At 60.3% G+C, this 26,397-nt stretch carries 25 protein-coding genes and 2 tRNA genes; 20 read left to right on the top strand and 7 right to left on the bottom strand.

All coding sequences use genetic code 11. The features are described from left to right. Positions 1 to 119: 119 nt before the first annotated feature. Positions 120 to 722, bottom strand: a complete 603-nt coding sequence (locus AACH87_RS10905) for a YigZ family protein (RefSeq protein WP_338794449.1) — start codon at positions 720 to 722, stop codon at positions 120 to 122. Between the two features lie 177 nt (positions 723 to 899). Between AACH87_RS10905 and AACH87_RS10910 the strand changes: the two genes are divergently transcribed. Beyond that, complete coding sequence (locus AACH87_RS10910; protein WP_338794450.1) at positions 900 to 1,118, top strand: hypothetical protein; 219 nt, start codon at positions 900 to 902, stop codon at positions 1,116 to 1,118. Between the two features lie 159 nt (positions 1,119 to 1,277). Next, the gene (locus tag AACH87_RS10915) at positions 1,278 to 3,716 is read left to right on the top strand and encodes a YgiQ family radical SAM protein (RefSeq protein ID WP_338794451.1); all 2,439 of its coding nucleotides are present in this window, start codon (positions 1,278 to 1,280) and stop codon (positions 3,714 to 3,716) included. 65 nt (positions 3,717 to 3,781) lie between these two features. On the opposite strand, the gene AACH87_RS10920 is transcribed toward AACH87_RS10915, so the two are convergent. Together AACH87_RS10920 and AACH87_RS10925 are read right to left on the bottom strand one after the other, a co-directional pair. After that, positions 3,782 to 4,249, bottom strand: coding sequence for a hypothetical protein (locus AACH87_RS10920; protein ID WP_338794452.1), 468 nt, complete (start codon positions 4,247 to 4,249; stop codon positions 3,782 to 3,784). 133 nt (positions 4,250 to 4,382) lie between these two features. Beyond that, a complete protein-coding gene (locus AACH87_RS10925) occupies positions 4,383 to 5,273 on the bottom strand; it encodes a CoA transferase (protein WP_338798927.1) in 891 nt (296 codons plus the stop codon). A gap of 167 nt (positions 5,274 to 5,440) precedes the next feature. Between AACH87_RS10925 and ygiD the strand changes: the two genes are divergently transcribed. Beyond that, on the top strand, positions 5,441 to 6,301 hold the full coding sequence (gene ygiD / locus AACH87_RS10930; RefSeq protein WP_338794453.1) for a 4,5-DOPA dioxygenase extradiol: 861 nt from the start codon (positions 5,441 to 5,443) through the stop codon (positions 6,299 to 6,301). 109 nt (positions 6,302 to 6,410) lie between these two features. Here the strand turns inward: ygiD and AACH87_RS10935 are convergent, their stop codons facing one another. After that, positions 6,411 to 7,619, bottom strand: a complete 1,209-nt coding sequence (locus AACH87_RS10935) for an amino acid aminotransferase (protein WP_338794454.1) — start codon at positions 7,617 to 7,619, stop codon at positions 6,411 to 6,413. 105 nt (positions 7,620 to 7,724) lie between these two features. On the opposite strand from AACH87_RS10935, the gene uvrB reads away from it, so the two are divergent. The 12 genes from uvrB (at position 7,725) to AACH87_RS10995 (ending at position 17,784) form a co-directional block, all read left to right on the top strand. Further along, positions 7,725 to 9,815: an excinuclease ABC subunit UvrB gene (uvrB, locus tag AACH87_RS10940; RefSeq protein ID WP_338794455.1), complete on the top strand. Its 2,091-nt coding sequence runs from the start codon at positions 7,725 to 7,727 to the stop codon at positions 9,813 to 9,815. Positions 9,816 to 10,064: 249 nt separating this feature from the next. Continuing rightward, positions 10,065 to 10,601: a Fe-S cluster assembly transcriptional regulator IscR gene (gene iscR, locus AACH87_RS10945; RefSeq protein WP_338794456.1), complete on the top strand. Its 537-nt coding sequence runs from the start codon at positions 10,065 to 10,067 to the stop codon at positions 10,599 to 10,601. A 111-nt stretch (positions 10,602 to 10,712) separates the two neighbouring features. After that, positions 10,713 to 11,927 carry an IscS subfamily cysteine desulfurase gene (locus AACH87_RS10950; RefSeq protein WP_338794457.1) on the top strand — a complete coding sequence of 405 codons (1,215 nt, stop codon included), beginning with the start codon at positions 10,713 to 10,715 and terminating at the stop codon, positions 11,925 to 11,927. 32 nt (positions 11,928 to 11,959) lie between these two features. Continuing rightward, a complete protein-coding gene (iscU, locus tag AACH87_RS10955) occupies positions 11,960 to 12,355 on the top strand; it encodes a Fe-S cluster assembly scaffold IscU (protein WP_338794458.1) in 396 nt (131 codons plus the stop codon). Positions 12,356 to 12,359: 4 nt separating this feature from the next. Next, complete coding sequence (iscA, locus tag AACH87_RS10960; RefSeq protein WP_338794459.1) at positions 12,360 to 12,683, top strand: iron-sulfur cluster assembly protein IscA; 324 nt, start codon at positions 12,360 to 12,362, stop codon at positions 12,681 to 12,683. 120 nt (positions 12,684 to 12,803) lie between these two features. Then, complete coding sequence (gene hscB / locus AACH87_RS10965) at positions 12,804 to 13,322, top strand: Fe-S protein assembly co-chaperone HscB (RefSeq protein WP_338794460.1); 519 nt, start codon at positions 12,804 to 12,806, stop codon at positions 13,320 to 13,322. Positions 13,323 to 13,390: 68 nt separating this feature from the next. After that, positions 13,391 to 15,262, top strand: a complete 1,872-nt coding sequence (hscA, locus tag AACH87_RS10970; RefSeq protein WP_338794461.1) for a Fe-S protein assembly chaperone HscA — start codon at positions 13,391 to 13,393, stop codon at positions 15,260 to 15,262. A gap of 28 nt (positions 15,263 to 15,290) precedes the next feature. Next, complete coding sequence (gene fdx / locus AACH87_RS10975; protein ID WP_338794462.1) at positions 15,291 to 15,629, top strand: ISC system 2Fe-2S type ferredoxin; 339 nt, start codon at positions 15,291 to 15,293, stop codon at positions 15,627 to 15,629. Next, complete coding sequence (gene dnaQ, locus AACH87_RS10980) at positions 15,629 to 16,345, top strand: DNA polymerase III subunit epsilon (RefSeq protein ID WP_338794463.1); 717 nt, start codon at positions 15,629 to 15,631, stop codon at positions 16,343 to 16,345. Before fdx ends, dnaQ begins: the two co-directional genes overlap by 1 nt. 31 nt (positions 16,346 to 16,376) lie before the next feature. After that, positions 16,377 to 16,451 (top strand) — tRNA-Val (locus tag AACH87_RS10985). 43 nt (positions 16,452 to 16,494) lie between these two features. Then, positions 16,495 to 16,569: transfer RNA gene (locus AACH87_RS10990), tRNA-Val, on the top strand. A 171-nt stretch (positions 16,570 to 16,740) separates the two neighbouring features. Continuing rightward, positions 16,741 to 17,784 carry a histone deacetylase family protein gene (locus AACH87_RS10995; protein WP_338798928.1) on the top strand — a complete coding sequence of 348 codons (1,044 nt, stop codon included), beginning with the start codon at positions 16,741 to 16,743 and terminating at the stop codon, positions 17,782 to 17,784. Between the two features lie 81 nt (positions 17,785 to 17,865). Here the strand turns inward: AACH87_RS10995 and AACH87_RS11000 are convergent, their stop codons facing one another. From AACH87_RS11000 to AACH87_RS11010, 3 genes are all read right to left on the bottom strand, one after another. Further along, a complete protein-coding gene (locus tag AACH87_RS11000; RefSeq protein WP_338794464.1) occupies positions 17,866 to 18,732 on the bottom strand; it encodes an enoyl-CoA hydratase-related protein in 867 nt (288 codons plus the stop codon). A gap of 292 nt (positions 18,733 to 19,024) precedes the next feature. Further along, entirely contained in the window at positions 19,025 to 19,849 is an 825-nt protein-coding gene (locus AACH87_RS11005; protein ID WP_338794465.1) for a hypothetical protein, read from the bottom strand. Positions 19,850 to 20,019: 170 nt separating this feature from the next. Next, the gene (locus AACH87_RS11010; protein WP_338794466.1) at positions 20,020 to 21,546 is read right to left on the bottom strand and encodes a helicase HerA-like domain-containing protein; all 1,527 of its coding nucleotides are present in this window, start codon (positions 21,544 to 21,546) and stop codon (positions 20,020 to 20,022) included. Between the two features lie 147 nt (positions 21,547 to 21,693). Between AACH87_RS11010 and AACH87_RS11015 the strand changes: the two genes are divergently transcribed. The 5 genes from AACH87_RS11015 to rlmH all read left to right on the top strand — a co-directional run bounded on the left by AACH87_RS11015 (position 21,694) and on the right by rlmH (position 26,371). Beyond that, positions 21,694 to 22,413 carry a YebC/PmpR family DNA-binding transcriptional regulator gene (locus AACH87_RS11015; RefSeq protein WP_338794467.1) on the top strand — a complete coding sequence of 240 codons (720 nt, stop codon included), beginning with the start codon at positions 21,694 to 21,696 and terminating at the stop codon, positions 22,411 to 22,413. 86 nt (positions 22,414 to 22,499) lie between these two features. After that, a complete protein-coding gene (purD, locus tag AACH87_RS11020; RefSeq protein ID WP_338794468.1) occupies positions 22,500 to 23,798 on the top strand; it encodes a phosphoribosylamine--glycine ligase in 1,299 nt (432 codons plus the stop codon). Positions 23,799 to 23,808: 10 nt separating this feature from the next. Then, on the top strand, positions 23,809 to 24,750 hold the full coding sequence (hemF, locus tag AACH87_RS11025) for an oxygen-dependent coproporphyrinogen oxidase (RefSeq protein WP_338794469.1): 942 nt from the start codon (positions 23,809 to 23,811) through the stop codon (positions 24,748 to 24,750). Between the two features lie 271 nt (positions 24,751 to 25,021). Beyond that, positions 25,022 to 25,837: a ribosome silencing factor gene (rsfS, locus tag AACH87_RS11030; protein ID WP_338794470.1), complete on the top strand. Its 816-nt coding sequence runs from the start codon at positions 25,022 to 25,024 to the stop codon at positions 25,835 to 25,837. A 66-nt stretch (positions 25,838 to 25,903) separates the two neighbouring features. Next, the gene (rlmH, locus tag AACH87_RS11035) at positions 25,904 to 26,371 is read left to right on the top strand and encodes a 23S rRNA (pseudouridine(1915)-N(3))-methyltransferase RlmH (protein WP_066690244.1); all 468 of its coding nucleotides are present in this window, start codon (positions 25,904 to 25,906) and stop codon (positions 26,369 to 26,371) included. Positions 26,372 to 26,397 lie beyond the last annotated feature (26 nt).

Genomic DNA, 26,397 nt, shown 5'->3' on the forward strand with positions numbered 1-26,397 from the left:
CCTTTTTGCAGCGCTGGGAGTGGTGCTATTGAAAATGTAGCTGCTTGCGCTTGCTGGGTAAGCGCTAGAGGTCGATTTTTCTGAAAAATCTGGATGCCCGACGCGATCTGAAGCCCGCGCTACGACGCGACTCGGTCTGCCTCCATCCACCCCACACGCCCCTGCCCACCGTCGCTGATGCGCTGGCGGCATGCCGCCGCTTGCGCTTCGGGCAAGCGCCATTGCAGCGTGACAGCCGATCCGTGATCCACCTGCAGCAGCTCTGCGCCTGCCGCTTCGATCTCTCTGCGCAGCCACCCTTCCAGGGAATAGGGCACGCTGCAGGCTAGGGTGCTCATGCGTTGCAACGGCACCTTCTGCGCTGTCAGCAGGGCTTGTGCGATGCAATCGGTGTACGCACGCACCAAACCCCCGGCCCCCAGCTTGACCCCGCCGAAGTACCGTACCACCGTGGCTAGCACGCCCTCCAGATCCTGGTGGCGCAACACATCCAGCATGGGCCGCCCGGCCGTGCCACTGGGCTCTCCGTCGTCCACAGCGGCGGATTGCCCGCCTGCCAGCAGCGCCCAGCACACATGGGCAGCACCGGGGTGCTGCTTCCACAGGGCGTCCACCACCGCTTGCGCGGCGGCTCGGTCTGTCATGGGTTGAACGCAGCCGATGAAACGGCTTTTCTTGATGATGAGTTCGCTGTGCGCGGCGGTGGCCAAGGTGTGGGGCATGGGGCAACGAGTTTACGCCGCAACGCAATCACAGGAGTGAGGCACCCACGGGTAATCACCCATGGTGCGCATGCAACAGATGACTCGGATCACCCATTTGGGTGATAGGCAAGACGCAATGAAGAGTTCACAGTGAGGGCATGCCGTGATGCACCCAACGCCCCCAGGAGTTCTGCCATGTTTACTTTGCCCTTCGTTCATACCTTGCACCATGCCTTGACCAGCCATGCGTTCGGGCGAGGGCATTCTCAGCAGCCATCAGCCGCGGCTGCGCCTTCAGCGCAGGCATTGGCGATAGGCTGCGCCGATGTAGCCTTGCCGGGTGCGCGCACGGATTCCAGCGCGGATGACATCCCCGATCTGGCCCAGCGTGTGCGCGAAGTGGGCGAGTGGTAGGCCGAGGGGCATTCCGGGCCCCTGCGGCGGCGAACACACCCCCGCTTTGAGGGGCCATCACCCCGCCCATGCAACAAAAAAGGGCTTGCGCCCTTAAAATCGCGGCCTCCCCACCATGACCGTGACCGCCCAGCGCCCGAGGCGGCCATCTCCTATTGCATGAACGCCCCCGTTGACGTTTCCTTTTTTGCGCGCGCCGCAAAGCCCTTGACCAGCTACCGTCCGTACTGGGCCAAGCGCTTTGGCACGGCCCCGTTCCTGCCAATGAGCCGCGCGGAGATGGACAAACTGGGCTGGGACAGTTGCGACATCATCTTGGTCACAGGCGATGCCTACGTCGACCACCCCAGCTTCGGCATGGCCGTGATTGGCCGCACGCTGGAGGCTCAGGGCTTTCGCGTGGGCATCATTGCCCAGCCCGACTGGCAAAGCGCCGAGCCCTTCAAGGTGCTGGGCAAGCCCAACCTGTTCTGGGGCGTGACGGCGGGGAACATGGATTCAATGATCAACCGGTACACCGCCGACCGGAAGATCCGCAGCGACGATGCCTACACCCCTGGCGACGTGGGCGGCAAGCGCCCCGACCGTGCTGCCATCGTCTACAGCCAGCGTTGCCGCGAGGTCTACAAGGACGTGCCCATCATCCTGGGCGGCATCGAAGGCAGCCTGCGCCGCATCGCGCATTACGACTACTGGAGCGACAAGGTGCGCCGCTCCATCGTGGTGGATTCCAAGTGCGACTTGCTGCTGTACGGTAACGCCGAGCGTGCCCTGGTGGAGGTAGCCCATCGCATTGCCGCGCGTGAACCTGTCGAAAAAATCACCGATGTGCGCGGCACCGCCTTTGTGCGCCGCCCCGACGATGAAAGTGGCAAGGGCTGGTTCGAGATCGATTCCACCACCGTGGACGAGCCCGGCGTGGTGGAGCCACACATCAACCCCTACATGACCACCAGCGAGCAGGCCGCTGCCCAAGGCAGCACCTGCAGCAAGGAAGATGCTCCTGATTCAGGAGCTGCCAGCGCTTGTGGGACGGGCGCTGTAGGCCAAAATGAGGCACAGGGCAACGCCCGCGCTGACGCACAAAAAGCCGAGCCCAATCCGGCCATCCAGCCCATCCAGTTCGTGCCCAACCCTTCGCTGCGGGTCAAGCTCAAGATGCCCCCGCGCGAGAAAACAGTCATCCGCCTGCCCAGCTACGAGCAGGTCAAAAGCGACCCCGTGCTCTACGCCCACGCCAACCGCGTGTTGCACCTGGAGACCAACCCGGGTAACGCCCGTGCCCTGGTGCAGGCGCACGGTGAGGGTGTGACGGCGCGCGATGTGTGGATCAACCCACCGCCCATCCCGCTGACCACGGCCGAGATGGACTATGTGTTCGACCTGCCTTACGCACGTGGCCCCCACCCCAGCTACGCCGACGAAAACGGCAGCCACGACGGCGCGACCAAGATCCCGGCTTGGGAGATGATCCGCTTCAGCGTGAACATCATGCGCGGCTGCTTTGGCGGCTGCACCTTCTGCTCCATCACCGAGCACGAAGGCCGCATCATCCAGAGCCGGTCTGAGGATTCCATCATCCAGGAGATCGAGGACATCCGCGACAAGGTCAAGGGCTTCACCGGCACGATTTCCGATTTGGGCGGCCCCACGGCCAACATGTACCGCCTGGGTTGCCGCAGCCCCGAGATCGAGGCCGCCTGCCGCAAGCCCAGCTGCGTGTACCCTGGCATCTGTCAGAACCTGACGACCGACCATGGGCCGCTGATCAAGATCTACCGCCGCGCACGCGGGCTCAAGGGCATCAAGAAGATTCTCATCGGCTCTGGCCTGCGTTACGACCTGGCCGTGAAGTCGCCCGAATACGTGAAGGAACTGGTGCAGCACCACGTGGGCGGCTACCTGAAGATTGCCCCCGAGCATACCGAGCAAGGCCCTCTGACCAAGATGATGAAGCCGGGCATTGGCAGCTACGACCGCTTCAAGCAGATGTTTGAGAAGTTCAGCGAAGAGGCGGGCAAAAAGCAGTTCCTCATTCCGTACTTCATCGCCGCCCATCCGGGCACGAGCGACGAGGACATGATGAACCTCGCCATCTGGCTCAAGAAAAACGGTTTCCGCGCCGACCAGGTGCAGACCTTTTACCCTAGCCCCATGGCCACCGCCACCGCCATGTACCACTCGGGCCGCAACACCCTGACCAAGGTACGCCGCCACATGCGCGATGCGGAAGAGGAAACCGTGGACATCGTGCGTGGCGAAAAGCGCCGCCGCCTGCACAAGGCCTTTTTGCGCTACCACGACCCCAACAACTGGCCGCTGCTGCGCGAGGCGCTCAAGACCATGGGCCGTGCGGATCTGATTGGCAATGGTAAGCACCACCTGATCCCGACCTTCCAGCCCATGACGGACGGCAGCTACCAGAGCGCGCGCCGCAAGAACTCTACGCCTGTGGGACAAAAGCCCGCGCCTGCTGCTGTGGCGGCCAAGCCAGGCAAAGGCAATCAACCCGTCAAAGGCCGCATCCTCACCCAACACACCGGCCTGCCGCCGCGGGTGACGGGAAGCGCCAAGGCGGCCGCACGCAAGCCGCGTTGAGCGCCCGCGGGCCACAGACTAAATGGGTCAGTAGCAAAGGCTACTGACCCAGCTTGTGTCGGCGGCTAACTTTTGTCTTGTACCGCGCGGGAACCCACCACTACCGATTGGGATGCTTGCGCGGGGGCTTGGGGCACCAAGTCTTCAATGATGAAGGTGCGGTAGTAAAACGCTGCAGCGGCCCCCTGCGCCGTGATGGCCTCCACTACTTGTTCAGGCGTGTCTTTGCTGTCCATGGCGATCAGCAAACCGTGGTGCCCGGTGCCTGCCAGGTCGGCAATACGCCGCACCATGTCGCCCTCCGCGCCCACGGAGGGCAAGGGCGCATCGGCTGTACCCAAGGTGTGGACGATGTCCTGTAGGATGACTTCCGGGCTGGCATAGGCCAGCTCTCCCTTGTGTCCTGCAGATTGCAGCGCGGTGCCTGCATGCCTCACACAGTCCTCGTCCGGAAACAGCGCAAACACATGGCCCGTGGGGTAGAACACGCCGCCCAGGTTGGTCATGGTGGAGTCGAGGATCATGGGTTTCATGGATCAGGTCCTGCAGTGGATACAACTGCACGATTGAAACCTTCTGCAGTGGCGGTGGCTTGTAGGCTGGAGCGCTTCTCGGTTGTAGGTTGCGCGCCTGCCTGATCACGTGCCCGCGTTTCTCGAGACGATGTCAGGGCAGGGTATGCAGCGGAATGTCCTGCGCTGCGGCAAGGGCCTCCAGGTTCTGCCGGGTTTGCTGTTTCAGAAAGGCAGCTATCGCTGCATGGGTGCCAGGCGCGCGCATGGTCGCGGCGTCGCCCTGTGGGGGCAGGGCGGCTGCGGCACACAGCCGGGCTGCAAAGTGCGGTTCCAAGGCCGCCACCGCCACACGTCCATCGGCGCAGGGGTAAATGCGGTAGCCCGCGTGTTGGCCGCCCACATCGCCCTCGGGCATCGTCAGCCCCCATGTGCGCGGTTGTGCCAGCCAGGCAGCTGCGTCTGCCAGGGCGACTTCCAGGCACTGGCCTTCATCCGTCTGGGCCCGAACCAAGAGCGCTTGTAGCACCGCTTCGCTGGCCATCAGTGCACCGCCCATGTCGGCATAGAGCGTGGCAGGCATCTCAGTACTGGTCAGCAGCCCTGCGTCGGCCAGATAGGTCAGGTCGTGCCCTGGTTCTTCGGCCTGGGCTCCGCCTGTGCCCACGATGCGCACGAGAGAGAGTCGGGGGTAGCGCGGGTGCAGTGCATCCCAGCTCAGGCCCAGCTTGCTCAGGGCGGAGGGGCGAAAGGATGTGAGGATCACATCGGTTTTGGCCAGCTCCTCGTGCAGCAAGGCTTGGCCGGGTTCGGTTTTCAGGTGGGCTTGGAGGATGTGTATGCCCGGATGCAATGCGCGATAGGCCTCAGGGCTGTATAGGGCCATCGGGTCGGCACTGGGCTGCCCTGGCGCCGCAGGTGGCTCCAGCTTGGTGCAGGTGGCGCCCATGCGGGCACAGCGCAACAGGGCTGCAGGACCGGGCAGGTTCAATGCCAGGCTGAGAATGCGTACGCCTTGCAGCGGCTGGGGTAGGGCTTTGGACATGGGGGAGCTGTAGATGAATGACATGCCGAGGAACTTTGCATGCCGGGTTGTCTCTTTCACGGGTTATACATAATTTGTTACGCCACCTTCGCTGCCCGCTCATCCCCATGCAACGCAGAACTTCCTTGGCAGCCCTGGCTGGGCTTGCCTCTACATCAGGACTTTTCATGACATCCCTGTCCAGCGCCGCCGGTCTGCCCCAGCTGCAGGCACTCAAGCCATCTCCACGCATGCCGGTGCTGTTTGTGGGCCATGGCAGCCCCATGAATGCCATTGAAGACAACAGCTGGCGGCGCAGCTGGCAGGCGATGGGCGCTGAGTTGCTGGCGCGGTCGGTGCAGCCCCAACTCATCCTGTGCATATCGGCCCATTGGATGACGCGCGGTGGCTGGCAGTTGACGGGCATGGCCCAGCCCAAAACCATCCATGACTTTGGCGGCTTTCCCCAGGAGTTGTTTGACCAGCAATATCCCGCTCCGGGCGCACCTGCGGTGGCAAAGAGCCTGGCCAAGGAGTTGAAGTCGCCCGCAGCCGGTTACACGGTCAGCGTAGATGAGGGCGAGTGGGGGCTGGACCATGGCACATGGTCCGTGCTCAAGCCCATGTTTCCCAAGGCGCAAATTCCGGTGCTGCAGCTGAGCATGGATTACAGCCGACCACCCGCAGAGCACTACGCACTGGGTCGCCAACTGGCTGCACTCAGGGACCGGGGCGTTTTGATTGTGGGCAGCGGTAACGTCGTGCACAACCTGCGCGCCAGCCGCCGAGGTAGTGCGCCCAACGAGGCCTACGATTGGGCTGCAGAGTTTGATACGGTGGTGCAGGAACAGATCAAGAAAGGCCAGCTCGATGCGCTGCAGAACTTTCTGGGTCTGGGGGCCGTCACCAAGCAGGCGCATCCCACGCACGAGCATTACTTGCCCCTGTTGTACGCAGCAGGCGCTGTGCAGCCCACGGAGATGCCTCGGTTTTTCAACACGGGTTACCAGTCGGCGTCGATTTCGATGCGGTCGGTGCTGTGGGGGTAGCTATCAAAAAGTGAGCTGCTTGCGCTTGTCTGATAAGCGCCAGAGGCCCAAAAGACAAAAACCGCCCGAGGGCGGTTTTTGTTATCCGTAGATCGAGCAGTCTGATCTGTCAGATGACCTTGGCGATGGCCTGGCAGACGTAGTCGATGTTCTTGCTGTTGAGCGCAGCCACGCACATGCGGCCCGTGTCAGTGCCGTACACGCCGAACTCGCTACGCAGGCGCACCATCTGGTCCTTGGACAGGCCGGAGTAGCTGAACATGCCGATCTGCGTGGTGATGAAGGACATGTCCTTGGTCACGCCCGCGGCCTTCAGGCCATCGACCAGCTTCTGGCGCATGGCCTTGATGCGCACGCGCATTTCGCCCAGTTCCTTTTCCCACAGAGCGCGCAGCTCTGGGTTGCCCAGCACGGCGGCCACAATGGCGCCACCGTGTGTGGGTGGGTTGGAGTAGTTGGTGCGGATGGCGATTTTCAGCTGGCTCAGCACGCGGTCGGTTTCTTCCTTGCTGCTGCCGACCACGCTCAGGGCACCCACGCGCTCGCCGTACAGGCTGAAGCTCTTGGAGAAGCTGGTGGACACGAAGATGTTCAGGCCAGCGGCCACAAACTTGGCGATCACGGCGCCGTCTTCAGCAATGCCGTAGCCAAAGCCCTGGTAGGCCATGTCCAGGAAGGCGGTGAGGTTGCGTTCCTTCACTACGGCAATCACTTGATCCCACTGGGCGGGGGTGATGTCATAACCGGTAGGGTTGTGGCAGCAGGCGTGCAGCAGCACGATGGTGCCTGCGGCAGCAGCCTTCAGCTTGGCCAGCATGCCGTCAAAGTTGATGCCGCCCAGGCCGCCGTTGGCGCTCTGGTCGAAGTAGGGGTAGGTGTCTACGGTGAAACCGGCGTTGGTGAACAGCGCACGGTGGTTTTCCCAGCTGGGGTCAGAAATCAGCACGGTGGCGTTGGGGCTGATTTTCTTGAGGAAGTCGGCACCGATCTTCAGGCCGCCAGTGCCACCGATGGCTTGCACAGTGGCCACGCGGCCGCTCTTGACGACGTCGGAGTCTGCGCCGAACACCAGGCCTTTGACGGCTGCGTCATAAGCCGCAATACCGTCGATGGGCAGGTAGCCACGGGCAGTGGGCTTTTCCATCATGGTCTTCTCGGCTGCCTGTACGCATTGCAGCAGGGGCAGCTTGCCGTTGTCGTCGAAATAGACGCCCACACCCAGGTTGACCTTGTTGGGGTTGGTGTCTGCGTTGAATTGTTCGTTCAGACCCAGGATGGGGTCGCGAGGGGCCATTTCGACGGCGGTGAACAGAGACATGAAGTTCCTTGAAAGGTTGTCAGTAGCGAAGAATCCGGGCCTGGTGTACTGTGCCGGGTTCCGCCGATTTTAACGGCCCGCCCCCACCAAACGTTGACGACACCCATGCTGGAATTGACTGAAGCCATGCAGCCCTCGCAAGAGGGCGAGTTTGTTCGCTTTCCTGACTCGCCGTTCGAGCTGTTCCAGCCGTACCCGCCCGCAGGCGACCAGCCGGAGGCCATTGCCAAGCTGGTGGAAGGGCTCAACGATGGAGAGGCCTTCCAGACCCTGCTGGGCGTGACCGGCTCTGGCAAAACCTTCACGATGGCGAATGTGATCGCCCGCATGGGCCGCCCCGCCATCGTTTTTGCGCCCAACAAGACATTGGCGGCGCAGCTTTACAGCGAGTTTCGGGAGTTCTTTCCGAAAAATGCGGTGGAGTACTTTGTCAGCTACTACGACTACTACCAGCCTGAGGCGTATGTTCCCCAGCGCGACCTGTTCATCGAGAAGGACAGCGCCATCAATGAGCACATCGAACAGATGCGGCTGTCATGCACCAAAAGCCTGATGGAGCGGCGCGACGTGGTGATTGTTGCCACGGTGTCGGCCATCTACGGCATTGGTGAGCCTGAAAGCTATCACCGCATGGTGATGACCCTGCGTGTGGGGGACAAGCTGGGTCAGCGGGATGTGATCGCCCAGCTCATCCGCATGCAATACCAGCGCAACGAGGCCGATTTTTCGCGTGGCAAGTTCCGGGTGCGGGGAGACACCATTGATGTCTTCCCGGCTGAACACTCTGAGCTGGCCATCCGCATCGAGTTGTTTGACGACGAGGTGGAGAGCCTGCAGCTGTTTGATCCTCTCACAGGCCGCATTCGTCAGAAGATTCCGCGCTTTACCGTATATCCCAGCAGCCACTACGTGACCCCGCGCGACAAGGTGCTGGCTGCGGTAGAGACCATCAAGCTGGAGCTGGCCGAGCGGCTGCAGCAACTGGTGGCCGATGGCAAGCTGGTGGAGGCGCAGAGGCTGGAGCAGCGTACGAGATTTGATCTGGAGATGCTCAGCGAAGTGGGGCACTGCAAGGGGATCGAAAACTACACGCGGCACCTTTCGGGCGCAGCCCCCGGCGATCCGCCCAGCACCCTGACGGACTACATGCCCAAGGACGCGCTGATGTTTCTGGACGAAAGCCACCAGATGATTGGCCAGCTCTCAGCCATGTACAACGGGGACCGTGCGCGCAAGACAACGCTGGTGGAGTACGGCTTTCGCCTTCCATCTGCATTGGATAACCGGCCCCTCAAATTTGAAGAGTTTGAGCAGCGCATGCGGCAGGTCATCTTTGTCACGGCCACGCCTGCTGACTATGAAAAAACGCATTCGGGCCAGATCGTGGATCAGGTGGTTCGCCCGACCGGCTTGGTGGACCCGATCGTCGAAGTACGACCCGCCACCCACCAGGTGGACGATGTTCTGCAGGAGATCCGCATCCGTGTCGAGCGGCAGGAGCGGGTGCTGATCACTACTTTGACCAAACGCATGGCGGAGCAATTGACCGATTACCTCACCGACAACGGGGTGAAGGTGCGTTACCTGCACAGCGATGTGGACACCGTGGAACGGGTGGAGATCATCCGTGACCTGCGCCTTGGTGCCTTCGACGTTCTGGTCGGAATCAACCTGCTGCGGGAGGGGTTGGATATTCCGGAAGTCTCGCTGGTTGCCATTCTGGATGCCGACAAAGAGGGCTTCTTGCGTGCCGAGCGCAGCCTGATCCAGACGATTGGCCGTGCTGCGCGGAACCTGAATGGTCACGCCATTCTGTACGCTGACCGTATTACGGATTCCATGAAAAAAGCCATGGATGAGACGGAGCGGCGGCGCACCAAGCAGCTTGCGCACAACGAGGCGCATGGCATTACCCCGCGCGGCATTGTCAAGAGGGTACGAGACCTGATTGACGGTGTTTACAGCGAGAAAGCGGGTAAAGACGCTGAGCGGCTGGAGCAAGAAGCCATGCAGCGAGCCCAGGTGGAGGAGATGTCTGAAAAAGACATCTCGCGCGAAATCAAGCGCCTTGAAAAGCAGATGCTGGAGCATGCCCGCAACCTGGAATTCGAGCAGGCCGCCCGTGTACGCGATCAGCTGACCAAACTCAAAGACCGCGCCTTTGGTGCACCCGGGGGGGATTCCATCGCTGTCTAGAAGGTCTTTGTGAAGTTGGATACTTGTTGGGTGAAATTGCGACTGGTTGGTTTTTTAACCTGAGCGATTCAATAGGGATTTGTGGTATACTCTTACAAAATACTCAACAACAAAAGCCCAAGATGAAGGGCTCCGCAGCAGAAAAAGCGTCTGCGGAGTAAGGGGTGGAGACGGTGCCCGTGCTGACCGGATGATTCGCCAGCGCAGGCAGTTTCTTTAACGAACGAGCCTCAGCACAAGGAGCTTGCAATGCGTCTCACCACAAAAGGCCGATTTGCGGTCACAGCCATGATTGATTTGGCCCTGCGCCAGAACAACGGTCCCGTCACGCTGGCGGCCATCAGCCAGCGCCAGCAGATTTCTCTTTCGTACCTTGAGCAGCTGTTCGGTAAGCTGCGCCGCCATGAGCTGGTCGAATCCACCCGTGGTCCTGGTGGCGGTTATACGCTGGCCCGTAAGGCCGGCGAAATCACCGTGGCGGACATTATTGTTTCCGTGGATGAGCCCATCGACGCCACGCAATGCGGTGGCAAGGAGAACTGCTTGGGCGAAGCCGGCCGTTGCATGACGCATGAGCTGTGGGCATCGCTCAATCAGCGCATGGTGGAGTTTCTGGACTCCGTCACCCTGCAAAAGCTGGTGGACGACCAGCTCGCCAAGGGTGTTCAGGTGGAAGACAAGCCTGTTGTGCGTCGCGCTATCTCTACGACACCAGTGGTCAAGCCGATTCGTGTCAATGCACCCAATTCCGTTTTCGCTCTGGGGAATGCGTTCGCCAAGTCTTGATTGCGATGCGCTGCCCTGTGAACGGGGTGGCGCTTTTCTCCGGTTCTTTAGTTTTCATCGACCCGCTGTTTTTGCTGCCAGCCATCAACGCTCTTTGAGCCAGCTACTGCCATGACTCCTCATTTCCCCATTTATCTCGACTACGGCGCAACCACTCCAGTGGACCCACGCGTGGTGGACGCGATGATCCCTTGGTTGCGCGAACATTTCGGCAATGCCGCATCCCGCAGCCACGCCTGGGGCTGGGAAGCGGAAGAAGCCGTGGAGAAAGCCCGCGTCCAGGTGGCAGACCTTATTGGCGCAGACCCTCGCGAAATCGTGTGGACCAGTGGTGCCACTGAATCCATCAACCTGGCTTTGAAGGGTGCTGCCCAGTTCTACAAGGGCAAGGGTAAGCATCTGATCACGCTCAAGACGGAACACAAGGCCGTTCTGGACACTATGCGTGAGTTGGAGCGCCAGGGTTTCGACGTCACTTACCTCGACGTCAAGGAAGATGGCCTGGTGGACCTGGATGTGCTCAAGGCTGCGATTCGGCCTGACACCATCCTGATCAGCATCCTTTTCGTGAACAACGAAATCGGTGTCATCCAGGACATCCCCGCCATTGGCGCAATGTGCCGTGAAAAGGGCATCTTGTTCCATGTGGATGCAGCGCAAGCCACAGGCCGTGTGGAAATCGACATGGCCAAGCTTCCCATCGACCTGATGAGCATGACGGCCCACAAGACATACGGCCCCAAGGGTATCGGTGCCCTGTTTGTGCGCCGCAAGCCCCGTGTCCGTCTGGAGGCGCAGATGCACGGTGGTGGTCACGAACGTGGAATGCGTTCTGGCACATTGCCTACGCACCAGATCGTCGGTATGGGCGAAGCCTTCCGTATTGCCAAGGAAGAAATGGCCGAGAGCAATGCCAAAGCGCATGCGCTGCAGCAACGCTTGCTCAACGGTCTCAAGGATATTGAGCAGGTGTTTATCAACGGCAGCATGGAGCGCCGTGTGCCCCAGAACCTGAACATGAGCTTCAACTTCGTGGAAGGCGAATCGCTCATCATGGGGATCAAGGGCCTGGCTGTATCGTCCGGCTCCGCTTGCACCTCTGCCAGCCTGGAGCCCAGCTACGTATTGCGCGCTTTGGGACGCAGCGACGAGTTGGCCCACAGCAGCCTTCGCATGACGATCGGCCGCTTCACGACCGAAGAAGAAATCGATTACGCAATTTCCACCATCCGCGAGAACGTGGCGCGTCTGCGTGAACTCAGCCCATTGTGGGAAATGTACAAGGATGGCGTGGATCTCAGCACCATCCAGTGGGCTGCTCACTGAGCGCGCCCTGAAACGACCAAAGAGGACTTGCCATGGCTTATTCAGACAAAGTGGTTGACCATTACGAAAATCCCCGCAATGTGGGTTCTTTCGACAAGGGTGACGAATCGGTGGGCACCGGTATGGTGGGCGCGCCAGCTTGCGGCGATGTGATGAAGCTGCAGATCAAGGTGAACCCTGAGACTGGCGTCATCGAAGACGCGCGTTTCAAGACCTATGGTTGTGGTTCGGCGATTGCATCTTCATCCCTCGTTACCGAGTGGGTGAAAGGCAAGACCCTGGACGAGGCTGCAGCTCTCAAGAACAGTGTGATCGCCGAAGAGCTGGCTCTGCCGCCCGTGAAAATTCATTGCTCCATCCTGGCCGAAGACGCCATCAAGGCGGCGGTGAACGACTACAAGGCCAAGCACGCCAATACTGCAGCCTGAAGCAATGGCCATTACTCTCACCGAAGCCGCCGCACGGCACGTCAGTCGCTACCTGGCCCGCCGGGGCAAGGGGCTGGGTGTTCGCCTGGGTGTAAAGACGACGGGGTGCTCCGGCTTGGCTTACAAGCTGGAATATGTGGATGAGACCGAGCCAGAAGATCTCGTGTTCGAGAATCATGGCGTGAAGGTGCTGATCGATCCCAAGAGCTTGGCCTATATCGACGGGACTGAACTGGATTTCGTGCGCGAAGGTCTCAACGAAGGCTTCAAGTTCAACAACCCCAACGAACGCGATCGCTGTGGTTGTGGAGAAAGCTTCCGCGTCTGAGCTATCCGACTACGCCTTCGTTCAGAGGGCTCATGTCTGTCAAACCGCCATCGCGCTAGTGCTGGCGGTTTTTTATTGATTTGTCTTCCGCCTCTTCGCGAGGGCTGACTGCACTTGGTCATGAATCTTCAATCTGACGACTTTGAATTGTTTGGGCTGCCAGCTCTTTTTGCCCAAGATCGTGCTGTGCTGGACCAACGCTGGAAGGACCTGCAGCGCGAAGCGCACCCAGACCGCTTTGCCGCTCAAGGAGCTGCTGCACAGCGCGTGGCCATGCAGTGGTCGGCACGCATCAATGAGGCCTACCAGCGCTTGAAGGACCCTCTCAAACGCGCTGCCTATCTGTGCGAGCTGCGTGGGGCCCCCCTCCAGGCTGAAGACAACACGGCTATGCCGCCATCCTTTCTCATGCAGCAGATGGAGTGGCGCGAAGCGCTGGAAGAGGCTGCAACTGAAGCTGCGATCGATGCGCTGGATGATGAAGTCATGCGGGCGCGCAAGCAGGGTTTGTTGCAGTGTGAGGCGCTGCTGGATGAGCGCCATGACTACCCTGCCGCCGCACAGCAGGTGAGAGCCCTCATGTTTATTGCGCGATTTGCTGCAGACATTGAGCGTCGGCGTGACCAACTGGGACAATAGGTGGTTATTTCCCTTGTGAGCCGCTGCGGTTGTTGCCCGCGGCTCCTTTATCAAGATATCTGATTTCCATGGCGCTTTTGCAGATTTCCGAACCCGGACAGTCCCCTGACCCCCATCAGCGCCGCATTGCGGTGGGCATAGATCTGGGGACGACGCATTCATTGGTTGCTGCTGTACGCAATGGCGTCGCCGAATGCCTGCCTGATGCACAAGGCCGGGTCCTGCTGCCATCGGTGGTGCGCTATCTGGACCAGGGTGGGCGGCAAATTGGTTACGACGCGGTGGCCGCCCAGGCGCTGGATGCGCGCAACACCATCGCGTCCGTCAAGCGCTTCATGGGGCGGGGGTTGGCTGATGTGGCGAAGGCGGATCAGTTGCCCTACGAATTTGTCTCGCCGACAGGCGAAGGCGCGACCGGGATGGTGAGCCTCTCCACAGTGGCAGGCGTGAAGTCTCCGGTAGAGGTTAGCGCAGAGATTTTGGCGACCCTGCGTTACCGCGCTGAAGACACATTTAACGACGACCTTTATGGTGCCGTGATCACGGTGCCTGCCTATTTTGATGATGCGCAGCGACAAGCCACCAAGGATGCGGCCAAGCTTGCAGGCATCAACCTTCTGCGTCTCGTCAACGAACCTACTGCTGCGGCCATTGCCTATGGGCTGGACAACGCCAGCGAGGGCGTTTATGCCGTGTACGACCTGGGTGGCGGCACTTTTGATATTTCCATCCTCCGGTTGACCAAAGGCGTGTTCGAGGTCATTGCCACTGGTGGAGATTCGGCATTGGGCGGCGATGACTATGACGCGGCTTTGGCAGACTGGGTCTTGCAGAAGGCAGGTGCGGTAGCGCAAACGCCTGCTGACAAGGCGGTGGTGCGAATGGCCGCCCGGGCTTGTAAAGAAGCTCTGACTGCTATGGAAGTTGTAGCATTTTCCGCTGATCTGGAAAGCGGTAGAGTCGAATTGGATGTGAGTCGCACCGAGTTTGACGCGGCCACTGCGGATCTGACGGCCCGCTCCATCTCCGCTGTGCGCCGGGCTTTACGCGATGCGCAGTTGGCACGCGAGGATGTGCAGGGCGTCGTGATGGTGGGTGGGTCTACCCGTATGCCGCAGGTCCAGCGCGCTGTTGCTGAGTTTTTTGGTCGAGAGCCTTTGACCAATCTGAACCCCGACGAGGTTGTTGCCTTGGGGGCCGCCATTCAGGCCAACCAGCTTGCAGGCAACAACACGGCTGGTGACCTGCTTTTGCTGGATGTGATCCCCCTGTCGCTGGGGATCGAAACCATGGGCGGGCTGGTGGAGCGCATTGTGTCGCGCAACGAAACCATTCCCACTGCCAAGGCGCAAGATTTCACCACCTACAAGGACGGTCAGACAGCTCTGGCCATCCACGTCGTACAAGGTGAGCGCGACCTGGTGCAGGATTGCCGCAGCCTCGCCCGGTTCGAGTTGCGTGGCATTCCCGCCATGGCCGCAGGGGCCGCGCGCATACGCGTGACTTTCACCGTCGACGCAGATGGTTTGCTGTCGGTCAGTGCCAAGGAGCTGGGCAGTGGTGTGGAGGCGCGTATTGACGTCAAGCCCTCCTACGGCCTTTCTGACGATGAGATCGCCCGGATGCTGCAGGATGGTTTTGCCACCGCCGCGCAGGACATGCGCGCCCGTGCAGTCGTCGAAGCTCGGGTGGATGCAGACCGGATGCTGCTGGCCACACAAAGCGCGCTGGATGCCGATGGCGATGTGTTGTCACCTGCAGAGCGGTCCTCTATCGATGCACTGATGCAGGCTCTGCGCCAACTGCGCGACCTGGACGATGCCGTCGCCATTGAGGCCGCGACCGAGGCCCTTGCAAAGGGAACAGAAGCTTTCGCTGCGCAGCGCATGAACCGGGGTATCCAGCAAGCACTGGCCGGTAAGAATGTGCAATCCCTTTGATTCCCCCTGAAGTACAAAAAGAGACGCCATGCCCGTCATCAAAATCCTGCCCCACCCAGAATACTGCCCTGAGGGCGCACAGATCACCGCCGCCGCAGGCACTTCGGTATGCGAGGCCTTGCTGGAAAACCAGATCAACATCGAGCACGCCTGTGACATGAGCTGCGCTTGCACCACTTGCCATGTGATCGTGCGCGAAGGGCTGGCCTCGCTCAATGCCGCAGAGGAAGAGGAGGAAGATCTCCTGGACCGTGCCTGGGGTCTGGAACCACAGTCCCGCCTTTCTTGCCAGGCCATCCTGGCACAGAAGGACCTTGTGATTGAGATCCCGAAATACACCATCAACCACGCCAAGGAAAACCACTGATGTCCCGTCAGATTGTTCTGGATACGGAAACCACGGGTCTTTCTGCCGAAGGCGGTGACCGCATCATTGAACTGGGTTGTGTGGAGCTGTTGAACCGGAAGCTAACCGGCAACAACCTGCACATGTACTTCAATCCAGGGCGTGACAGCCATGAAGACGCGCTCAAGGTTCACGGCATCACGAATGAATTCCTGAAGGACAAGCCGAAATTTGAGGATGTCCTGCCCCAGATTCTGGAATACATCCAGGGCGCTGAAATCATCATCCACAACGCAGCTTTTGACGTAGGGTTTCTGAACAAGGAACTTGAGCTGGCAGGTCTGAAGCCATTCAAGTCGTATGTCAGCAGCGTGACCGATACCTTGGCCATGGCCAAGGAGATGTATCCCGGCAAGCGCAACTCGCTGGACGCGCTGTGTGATCGCCTGGGTGTCGACAACTCTGGCCGGACCCTGCACGGTGCGTTGCTGGATGCAGAGCTGCTGGCAGATGTCTACATCAACCTGACGCGGGGCCAGGATGCCTTGCTCATGGTGGATGACACCTCTGAGAGTTCGGATGGGGTGGTTGTGGCGGCAGTGGATTTGAGCCGTTTCACACTGCAGGTACTCGCAGCCAATGACCAGGAGCTGGCCGCCCATGAAGAGGTGATGGTGCAGATCGACAAATCGAGCGGAGGCAAAACAATTTGGAGAAAATTCCAGCCAGCCGCTTAATTTGTGCCATAATCTAAGGCTTGACGCAAACGGGTGATTAGCTCAGCGGTAGAGCACTGCCTTCACACGGCAGGGGTCACATGTTCGATCCATGTATCACCCACCATTTGTAGTCTGATGGTCGTCCAAATCTGAGGATGGCTCATTCAGGGTGATTAGCTCAGCGGTAGAGCACTGCCTTCACACGGCAGGGGTCACATGTTCGATCCATGTATCACCCACCAAATTTCAAAGCGCCTTGCAGCAATGCAGGGCGCTTTTTGTTTTGGCTGCGGCACCATGAGATGACTGATCGCTGAGCAGTCATTTCATCCGCCTTGGACCGGAGGACTCTTCCATGCACATGCCACCATGCGATCATTTCGCACTATCGAATTCTCATGGGATGGCGCTTCATGATCTGCTTTCACAACCCTCAACACCACCTGCATGCTCCGCAGCACGAATTTTTTCGTGGTGAGCGCGTCGACTGCTTTGAAAAGCCTGCACGTGCGGCATTTGTAGAGCAAGCTCTGCAGACCCATGGGTATGTTCTGCTGCCACCAGAAGTGGACGCCGGTAGTGTGCTGGGCAAGGTTCATGATGAACGCTATCTCCGCTTTCTTTCTACTGCTTGGCAGCAGTGGGTAGCGCTCAGTGCGGACAACGCTCAGACGCAGCCATTTCCTTCCGTGTGGCCAGTGCGCACCCTGCGCAGTGATGTGGAGCCTGAAAACTTCGTTGCCAAGCTGGGCCTGTACTCGATGGACAACGGGACCCCTCTGGATACGGGAACCTGGCAAGCAGCCAAGGCAGGCGCTGATGCCTCTGCCAGTGCTGCCATGCGTGTTGCACGGGGTGCACCGGCGGCATTTTGCTGTACCCGCCCACCGGGTCACCATGCTGGCCCCGACTTCATGGGCGGCTACTGTTTCCTGAACAACGCGGCGGTGGCTGCGCAGACGTTGCTGGATCAAGGAGCCAAGCGCGTTGCCATACTGGATGTGGACTACCACCACGGCAACGGTACACAGAGTATTTTCTATGACCGATCGGATGTGCTGTTCGTTAGCATCCACGGCGACCCATTGACCGAGTACCCGTTCTATCTGGGGCATGCGGACGAGACTGGTGCGGGGGAGGGGGCTGGCTACAACCTCAACCTTCCTCTGCGCGCAGGATCATCGGTATCTGCGTGGTTTGGCGCACTGGGCGCTGCATGTGAGCGCATTCGTGAATATCGGCCAGATGGCTTGGTGGTCTCCTTGGGATTGGATACCTTTGTGGGCGATCCCATCTCTCACTTCGCCTTGCAGACTTCTGATTTTGAGCGTCTGGGAGCGTCTCTGGCGGAGCTGGGGCTACCCACTGTTTTTGTGCTGGAAGGTGGCTACGCAGCAGAAGAGCTCGGGCTCAATGCGGTCAACGTCTTGCGCGCTTTCGCGTCCTCCCAGTGCTGATGTGGCACTCATCCCAGACGGGATGCGTCACCTTTGCCTGCCGTTCTCCATCACCAGCTTGAGCGCCGCTGGCAAATGCGCTTACGCCCGCTCTCCGTTGAGAGATGAAACTTCGCTGAATCGTTGAAGAGGGGATAGTGCAGGGAATTCTCCCTCCCGCTTCTGCTTCATGGCAATCACTGCCTCGCGCACATGCTGGTTGCTCCAGATGGCGCCTTGCAGCCAGCCCATCTGGCGCAGGCTGTCCTCTACCGAGTGGTCGCGTGCGTAGTGGACGGCCTGTTTGGTGCCCCAGATGGCCACAGGCGGTTTGCTCGCGATCTCCTGTGCGCACTGCAAAGCCGCTGTCAGCATCGCTTCCTGGGTTTCGAATACTTCGTTGACCAAGCCATAGGCCAGCGCTTTGGCTGCCGACAGGCGTCGGCCGGTGTAGGCCAGTTCCTTGACCACGCCCAGGGGTATCAGCTTGGGCAAGCGCTGGAGCGTGCCTACGTCGGCCACCATGCCGATGTTGATCTCCTGTATGCAGAAGAAGGCATCGGACGTGGCATAGCGGATGCATGCCGCTGTCACCATATCGACTGCACCGCCAATACAGCCACCGTGGATCGCGGCAATGACCGGGATACGGAGGTTTTCCAGCCGGGTAAAGGTGGCCTGCATGTCGGTCAGCAGGTCAAAGATGGCGGCGCGACCCTCAGGGGTTTGGTCATCCATCGTGATTGCACCGCCGAAGGTTTCCAGCGACATACCTGCACTGAAGTGCTTGCCCGTGCTGCTGATGACCAGAGCTCGGGCCTCACCCGTCTGGTGTAGGTGAGCCAAAACCGTATCCAGCTCACGCCAGAAGGTCGGGTGCATGGTGTTCAGCGTTTCAGCCCGGTTCAGAACCAGATGAGCCACATGCCCGGATGTGCTCAGCGTAAAGCAGGTGAGGTCGGTGTTCATGGGCACAAACTGTAGGTTGACCTCGTCGTGCACGGCGTCACTTCTGTGACTAACAGTCAAAGTGGACTGCAGGCCTTAAAAATAAAGCGCAAGGCGCTATAAATTTTGAAGTAAGCGTGCGATCTCGAGAACGACAAATGCAACGCAGGGAGTTAGCCATCCAGGGTGCTGTTGCCTTTGGAGCCGCTTACACGACCCGGCGAAGCGGCCCTGGCTTGGCGTTGCGTTGCAGGCAGTACCAGCGGTACGACAAGACGGAGTAACGACGCCACGGGGGCTGTATCAGCGGCACTTAATCTCCGCCTCCTCCACCGCATCCGCCCCCACAGCCACCGCCGTCTCCACCACCATCGCTCCCCCCGTCGCCACCGCCAGAGCTGTCCATGCCGCCGAAATCTCCTGAGCTTCCGCTGTAACCACCTTCTGCAAAATCGGTTCCGCAGTAGGGGGAGCCTCCATCCGTACCCGGGGAGTTGTGGGATCCGAGCAAACGGCAGTCCGGTACGTAGTGAAACCCATTGGGGATCGCAAACTTGGCGTCCAGCGCAAACAGCAGCGGAAGGCGGCTGGGGGCTTTGGGGTCAATCGATTCTTCCTTGCATGCCCAATACCAGGCGCGGCGCAGCCCGTCGTTGTGTCTGCTGCGCGAACCCAGGGCTTCAGCGGGAGTGTGGTGAAGGAAGCAGCCCAGAGCCCGCGCGCACCAGTGTTTGTAGCCTTGCGTGTGGAGGATGAACTCATGCCAGAGCGCGTCTACGGCCTGGGATGGCATGGCCACAAACTGCTGCCGACTGCGCAGACAGGCCAGAAAGAACTGCCGCAGCCCGCGCTCCACCAGTTCGCAATCTTTCGGGCTCAGGTGGGGGTAGATAGAGACCAGTTTGCGCTGTAGAAACCTTGGCAGCGGTGCCTCGCGGATGTAGCGTTCTCTGGCAGCCATCACCCATTGCTGTGCAAGGGCAAGGGCAATAACACTGGCCACAAAGTAGAACACCCAGGTCCAGCGAGGTGCCCACCATCCGATCAACATGCCAACGATGGCGATAAGCCATAAGGCGATGGTGGCCTTCAGGGGCAGGTGCCCCCAGCGTAGAAGTGCGTGTTCGGTTTTTGTCATAGTCCCTCCTTTTTGTTGTTGTAGTAAGGGCATTGAATGCCATTTTTATGACGGTTTGGTGACTGTCATAAATGTCTTTGGCTTCCGGCAAAACAATGGGTGATGCTCCCCGTCAGAAGAGCATCTTGCGCCGCCGCCCCTTGCATCGGCGCTTGCACCCTGGCTGGAGTTCAGCGGCGTTTGCCGCTTCCTCCAAAAATACTGCCGAGCACGCCCCGAAGAATTTCTTTGCCCAGCGTGGTTCCCATCGTGCGCACAGCAGACTTGGCCATCGTTTGGGCCAGCCCATCACGGCGTCCACCTCGTGGGCCTGTGGAGCCAAAAAGCACGTCGTTCAAGCCGCCAAGCAGCCCGCCGCCACCGCTGGCTGCAGCGGGGCTGCCACCCTTGCCGTTACTGCCAGCGGTGGTGGTGGCCGCAGTGTCCGTGCGACCTTTGAGGATTTCATAAGCAGACTCGCGGTCTACCGCTTTCTCATACACACCAGCCACCAGTGACTGCGCCATCAGCGCCTGGCGTTGCTGCGGAGTGATGGGGCCCAGCTGGCTGGCAGGAGGCAGCACAAAAACGCGCTCAGTCTCGCAGGGGCGGCCCTTGGCGTCCAGAAAGCTGACGAGTGCTTCACCCACCGCCAACTCGGTAATGGCAGTTTCAATGTCCAGACCCGGCTTTTGCCGCATAGTGGTGGCCGTGGCCTTCACGGCCTTTTGGTCGCGCGGGGTGAAGGCGCGCAGCGCATGTTGCACACGGTTGCCCAGCTGGGCCAGCACGCTGTCGGGGATGTCGAGCGGGTTCTGCGTAACGAAATACACGCCCACGCCCTTGGAGCGCACCAGGCGCACTACCAGCTCAATCCGCTCGATCAGCACCTTGGGTGCCTCGTTGAACAGCAGATGGGCCTCATCAAAGAAAAAGACGAGCTTGGGCTGCTCTGGGTCACCAATTTCAGGCAGCTGCTCGAAAAGCTCGGACAGCATCCACAGCAAAAAGGTGGCGTACAGCCGTGGCGAGTTCATGAGCTTGTCTGCTGCCAGGATGTTGATGACGCCATGGCCATCTACGGTCTGCATGAAGTCCTGGATGTTGAGCATGGGCTCGCCGAAGAACTTGTCGCCACCTTGCTGCTCAATTTGCAGCAGCCCGCGCTGAATGGCACCTACGCTGGCCGAGCTGATGTTGCCGTATTCGGTAGTGAACTCCTTGGCGTTGTCGCCCACGTACTGCAGCATGGCCCGCAGGTCTTTGAGATCCAGCAACAGCAGGCCGTTGTCGTCGGCAATCTTGAACACCAGGTTGAGCACGCCCAGTTGGGTTTCGTTCAGGTTGAGCATGCGCCCCAGCAGCAGTGGGCCCATGTCGGAGATGGTCGCCCGCACAGGATGGCCTTGCTCGCCAAACACGTCCCACAGGGTGGTCGGGCAGGCCTGCGGTGTTGGCAGATCGAGCCCTCGCTCCTTGAGCACGGCAGCGAGTTTGTCGCCCACTTTGCCGGGCTGGCTTGCGCCGGTGAGGTCGCCCTTCACATCGGCCATGAACACAGGCACACCGATGCGCGAGAAGTTTTCTGCCAGTGTTTGCAGCGTCACTGTCTTGCCGGTGCCCGTAGCTCCGGTGATGAGCCCGTGTCGGTTGGCCAGGCTCGGCAGCAGGTGGCATTCGGTCTTGGCGTGCTTGGCAATCAGCATGGGGTCGGCCATTTCGGTTTTCCTTGGGTACGAGTCAAGAAGGCATGCCGGATGGGGAAGTCGCTCGCCGTGAGTCGCTTGCGATGTCGCATGTCCGACAGGTTCTGTGCAAAAAGTAAAATCAGCGGGCTAGATTAAATCAATACAAAAGGACTTCTCGTGGCAGGACACAGTAAATGGGCGAATATCCAGCACCGCAAGGGGCGTCAGGATGAAAAACGCGGCAAGATCTGGACCCGCATCATTCGTGAAATCACTGTGGCAGCCCGCGCCGGTGGCGGCGACCTGTCTGCCAACCCCCGCCTGCGGCTGGCCGTGGAAAAGGCCAAGGCAGCCAACATGCCTGCCGACCGCATCAAGTACAACATCGACAAGGCCACAGGCAACGCGGAGGGGCTGACCTACGAGGAAATCCGCTACGAGGGGTATGGCATCGGCGGGGCGGCGATCATCATCGACACCATGACCGATAACCGCGTGCGCACGGTTGCCGAGGTACGCCATGCTTTCAGCAAGCATGGTGGCAGCATGGGCACCGAGGGGTCCGTGGTGTTTCAGTTCAAGCACTGCGGCCAGCTGATTTTTGCCCCTGGCACCAGCGAAGACAAGGTGATGGAAGTGGCCCTGGAGGCTGGTGCAGACGACGTGATCACCGACGACGATGGCGCGGTGGAAGTGCTGACAAGCCCGGCTGATTTTGAAGCGGTGAAGAATGCGCTGGACGCTGCAGGCCTGACGCCGGAGGTAGCCGGTGTCACGATGCGTGCCGAAAACACCATCGAGCTGACGGGTGAAGATGCAGCGCGCATGCAAAAGCTGCTGGATGTGCTGGAAGACCTGGATGACGCGCAAGAGGTCTATCACAACGCTGCCCTGTAAGCGACTCCGCTCCAAAGCACCCGAAGATTTTTTAAGAACCTCTGCATTGCGGTGCCGTGCCCGGCAGAGGTTCACTAGAGGTTCCTATGAAAGTACTTGTGATTGGTGGCGGCGGCCGTGAACACGCAATGGCCTGGAAGCTGAGCCAGTCGCCCAAGGTGACCAAGGTGTATGTGGCACCCGGTAACGGTGGCACAGCCTTGAACCCCAAGCTCGAAAACGTCGCCATCACTGATGTGCGTGAGCTGCGCCTGTGGGCTCAGAACGAGAAGATTAGCCTGACCGTGGTCGGGCCTGAGGCCCCCCTGGCAGCCGGTGTGGTGGACGAGTTCCGCGCCAACGGTCTGCGCATTTTTGGCCCGACCAAGGCAGCAGCCCAACTGGAAAGCTCCAAGGCCTTCTCCAAGGCCTTCATGCGCCGCCATGGCATTCCCACGGCAGACTACGACACCTTCACTGATCCAGCGGCTGCCCATGAGTTTGTGGATCGCCTTGGCGCGCCCATTGTCATCAAGGCAGACGGCTTGGCGGCAGGCAAGGGCGTGGTCGTGGCCATGACTTTGCAGGAAGCGCACGACGCCGTGGACTTCATGCTGGTGGACAACAAATACGGCGTGCAACACAACGATGGTGGTGCGCGTGTGGTGATTGAAGAGTTCCTTGAAGGTGAGGAAGCCTCCTTCATCGTCCTGTGCGATGGCAAGAATGTGCTGGCGCTGGCGACGAGCCAGGACCACAAGCGCCTGAAAGACGGTGACCAAGGCCCCAACACGGGCGGCATGGGGGCGTATTCCCCCGCACCGGTGGTGACGGCCGATGTGCATGCACGGGCCATGCGCGAGATCATCCTGCCCACGGTGCGTGGCATGGAAAAGGACGGCATCCCTTACACCGGCTTCCTCTACGCAGGCCTGATGATTGACGCCAAGGGGCAGCCCAAGACGCTGGAGTTCAACTGCCGCATGGGCGACCCAGAAACCCAGCCCATCATGATGCGCCTCAAGAGCGATCTGGTGGACGTCCTCGGCGCTGCTGTGGATGGCAAGCTGGACCAGATTGAGCTGCAGTGGGACCGCCGCACTGCGCTGGGTGTGGTGATGGCTGCGCACGGCTACCCTGAAAATCCCCGCAAGGGCGACGTCATCACCGGTGTGCCGTTGTTCAACGAAGCGGATACCGCGCTGGACCATGCCGTGGTGTTCCACGCAGGCACCACCCTCCAAGGGGATGAGCTGCAGGTATCGGGCGGCCGGGTGCTGTGCGTGACAGCCTTGGCAGACAGCGTGAAGCAGGCTCAGCAGAAAGTGTACGAGGTGGCGCGCAACATTCAGTTTGACGGCGCGCAGTACCGTACAGACATTGGCTACCGCGCCATCAAGAGCTGATGGTGGCTTGATGCAGGACTTTCACCCCACTCATGAAGTGACGACCCGTGTGCGCGGCTACCTGCTGGATTTGCAGGCACGCATCACCTCCGCCCTGGAGGGGGTGGAAGGCGAGGGCGGTGCCCGCTTTCTGGCCGATGCCTGGTCCAAGCCTGCGGGCGAGCCGCTGCAGGGCGATGGCATCACCAAGATTCTGGAAGGTGGCCGCGTGTTCGAGCGGGCAGGGTGTGGGTTCAGCCATGTGCGCGGCCCTCAGCTACCCCCTTCGGCCACGCAGCACCGGCCTGAGCTGGCGGGAGCGCCGTTTGAGGCCATGGGCGTGTCGCTGGTGTTCCACCCGCGCAACCCCTATGTGCCCACGGTGCACATGAACGTGCGCATGATCGCGGCCGGGCATCCGGGGCAGGTGCCGACCTGCTGGTTTGGCGGCGGTATGGACCTTACGCCTTACTATGGCTTTGAAGAAGACGCGGTGCATTTCCACCGCACCTGCAGCAATGCCCTGGCGCCCTTTGGCGAGGACAAGTACCCGCGCTTCAAGCAGTGGTGTGACGAGTACTTCTACCTCAAGCACCGCAACGAGCAGCGTGGCGTGGGGGGCGTGTTCTTTGATGATTTCTCCGAACTCGGCTTTGAACAAAGCCTGGCGATGACGCAGTCGTTAGGAGACGCCTTCCTGACGGCCTATCTGCCCATAGTCCAGCGGCGCGTGGATACGCCTTTTGGCGAGCGTGAACGGGAGTTCCAGCTGTATCGGCGGGGACGCTATGTGGAGTTCAACCTGGTGTGGGACCGGGGAACACACTTCGGTCTTCAGTCGGGTGGTCGCACCGAATCCATCTTGCTGTCCATGCCGCCCCTGGTGGCCTGGTCGTACCAGCGTGGTGCCGAGGCCGGGTCTCCAGAGGCCCGTTTGATGCAGGACTTCCTGGTCCGCCGCGACTGGCTTTGAGCCCATCGAACCAGCCTGCAGCAATGGACCAGCAGGCTGTTGCCACATGTGAAAACCGTTCCAAGAAGCGCTGCGCAAGGGCATTCTCAGCCCCAAAGCTATAATTTCAGTAGCTGGCAGCGCTTCATTCAAGGGCGCAGGGGCCTTTTTGAACAGGTTCGTCAAGCCATCCCGCCTTTGCGCCAATGCGCAACATCCACGGCGTAGCCCCTCTGGCTGTGCGCTGCGTTGCGCGTTATATTGATTCCATTCCTTTCTACTTCACTGCCTGATGACCACCTCCACCAAATCGGAAACCGCTGCAAAAAAAGACGTGACCAAGCTCCAGCGAGCCATCGTTGACGGCCTGGAGGATGTGAAGGCGCAAGACATTCAGGTGTTCAACACCGAGCATCTGTCGCCCTTGTTTGAGCGCGTGATCGTGGCCACAGGCACTTCCAACCGTCAGACCAAGGCGATTGCGGCCAGCGTGCGTGATTCCGTGCGTGAAGCCGGTTTTGCCAAGCCACGGATTGAAGGCGAAGACAACGGCGAGTGGATCATCGTGGACTGCGGCGCTGCCGTTGCGCACATCATGCAACCCGCCATCCGCCAGTACTACCGCCTGGAAGAGCTGTGGGGTGAAGTGCCAGTGCGTCTCAAGCTCGGTGCCGCCAAGCCTGTCAAAGCTGCAGGTGATGCCGCAGAAAAGAAGACCAAGCCAGCAGCCAAGAAGTCTGCAGAGACAGCAGCACCCGCCAAGTCGGGCAAGGCCACTGCCAAGGCTGTAGCAAAGACGGCGGCCAAGACTGCCGAGAAATCTGCAGCCAAGCCCGCGGCCGCGAAGAAGGCTGCTGCCAAGACACCAGCAAAAACCGCCGTCAAAGCGGCAGGCACCTCGGCAACAACCGCTGCCAAGAAACCTGCCGCCAAAAAGGCTCCTGTAAAGACCGTTGTCGTGAAGCCTTCTGCCGCCAAGAAGCCCGCAGCCAAAAAGGCTGCAGCCCCCAAGGCTCCTGCCAAGGCGGTATCCAAAGCGCCTGCAAAGGCACCCGCCAAAACGGCATCCAAGCCTGCGGTGAAAAAGGCTCCTGCCCGCAAGGGTTGATTTCTGCCGCAGTGGCGGCCTGCCGTGCGGGCGGGCTGCACGGCGGCTTTCATTCCAGGTTGAAGCATGAAGCTGCTTATCGTGGCGGTGGGCCAGCGGGTGCCCGACTGGGCACAAACAGCGTACGACGATTACGCCAAGCGCTTTCCACCAGAACTCAAGGTGGAGTTGAAGGCCGTCAAAACCGAACCCCGTGGCTCCAAGACGCTGGAGACTTTGTACGCCGCTGAACGCGAGCGCATTGAGGCCGCGATTCCGCGCGGAACCCGCGTGGTGGCGCTGGACGAGCGGGGCACCAACCTCACCACCAAAGCGCTGGCAGACAGGCTCAAGGGCTGGCAGTTGGGGGGCGATGATGTGGCGCTGGTCATTGGTGGCCCGGATGGGCTGGACCCCGCTTTTCGCCAGGCAGCGCATGAACGCATTCGCCTGTCTGATCTGACCTTGCCGCATGCGATGGTGCGGGTGCTGCTGATTGAGCAGCTGTACCGGGCCTGGTCGGTCAACGCAGGCCATCCTTACCACCGCGAGTAAACCCGTCAGCGACTTCGCCAGCCTTG

The organism is Acidovorax sp. DW039, assembly GCF_037101375.1.
GTDB lineage: Bacteria > Pseudomonadota > Gammaproteobacteria > Burkholderiales > Burkholderiaceae_C > Acidovorax.

Coding starts and splice junctions, on each gene's coding strand:
- AACH87_RS10905 (WP_338794449.1), bottom strand. CDS start 722: ATGCCCCACACCTTGGCCACCGCCGCGCACAGCGAACTCATCATCAAG.
- AACH87_RS10910 (WP_338794450.1), top strand. CDS start 900: ATGTTTACTTTGCCCTTCGTTCATACCTTGCACCATGCCTTGACCAGC.
- AACH87_RS10915 (WP_338794451.1), top strand. CDS start 1,278: ATGAACGCCCCCGTTGACGTTTCCTTTTTTGCGCGCGCCGCAAAGCCC.
- AACH87_RS10920 (WP_338794452.1), bottom strand. CDS start 4,249: ATGAAACCCATGATCCTCGACTCCACCATGACCAACCTGGGCGGCGTG.
- AACH87_RS10925 (WP_338798927.1), bottom strand. CDS start 5,273: ATGTCCAAAGCCCTACCCCAGCCGCTGCAAGGCGTACGCATTCTCAGC.
- ygiD (WP_338794453.1), top strand. CDS start 5,441: ATGACATCCCTGTCCAGCGCCGCCGGTCTGCCCCAGCTGCAGGCACTC.
- AACH87_RS10935 (WP_338794454.1), bottom strand. CDS start 7,619: ATGTCTCTGTTCACCGCCGTCGAAATGGCCCCTCGCGACCCCATCCTG.
- uvrB (WP_338794455.1), top strand. CDS start 7,725: ATGCTGGAATTGACTGAAGCCATGCAGCCCTCGCAAGAGGGCGAGTTT.
- iscR (WP_338794456.1), top strand. CDS start 10,065: ATGCGTCTCACCACAAAAGGCCGATTTGCGGTCACAGCCATGATTGAT.
- AACH87_RS10950 (WP_338794457.1), top strand. CDS start 10,713: ATGACTCCTCATTTCCCCATTTATCTCGACTACGGCGCAACCACTCCA.
- iscU (WP_338794458.1), top strand. CDS start 11,960: ATGGCTTATTCAGACAAAGTGGTTGACCATTACGAAAATCCCCGCAAT.
- iscA (WP_338794459.1), top strand. CDS start 12,360: ATGGCCATTACTCTCACCGAAGCCGCCGCACGGCACGTCAGTCGCTAC.
- hscB (WP_338794460.1), top strand. CDS start 12,804: ATGAATCTTCAATCTGACGACTTTGAATTGTTTGGGCTGCCAGCTCTT.
- hscA (WP_338794461.1), top strand. CDS start 13,391: ATGGCGCTTTTGCAGATTTCCGAACCCGGACAGTCCCCTGACCCCCAT.
- fdx (WP_338794462.1), top strand. CDS start 15,291: ATGCCCGTCATCAAAATCCTGCCCCACCCAGAATACTGCCCTGAGGGC.
- dnaQ (WP_338794463.1), top strand. CDS start 15,629: ATGTCCCGTCAGATTGTTCTGGATACGGAAACCACGGGTCTTTCTGCC.
- AACH87_RS10995 (WP_338798928.1), top strand. CDS start 16,741: ATGATCTGCTTTCACAACCCTCAACACCACCTGCATGCTCCGCAGCAC.
- AACH87_RS11000 (WP_338794464.1), bottom strand. CDS start 18,732: ATGAACACCGACCTCACCTGCTTTACGCTGAGCACATCCGGGCATGTG.
- AACH87_RS11005 (WP_338794465.1), bottom strand. CDS start 19,849: ATGACAAAAACCGAACACGCACTTCTACGCTGGGGGCACCTGCCCCTG.
- AACH87_RS11010 (WP_338794466.1), bottom strand. CDS start 21,546: ATGGCCGACCCCATGCTGATTGCCAAGCACGCCAAGACCGAATGCCAC.
- purD (WP_338794468.1), top strand. CDS start 22,500: ATGAAAGTACTTGTGATTGGTGGCGGCGGCCGTGAACACGCAATGGCC.
- hemF (WP_338794469.1), top strand. CDS start 23,809: ATGCAGGACTTTCACCCCACTCATGAAGTGACGACCCGTGTGCGCGGC.
- rsfS (WP_338794470.1), top strand. CDS start 25,022: ATGACCACCTCCACCAAATCGGAAACCGCTGCAAAAAAAGACGTGACC.
- rlmH (WP_066690244.1), top strand. CDS start 25,904: ATGAAGCTGCTTATCGTGGCGGTGGGCCAGCGGGTGCCCGACTGGGCA.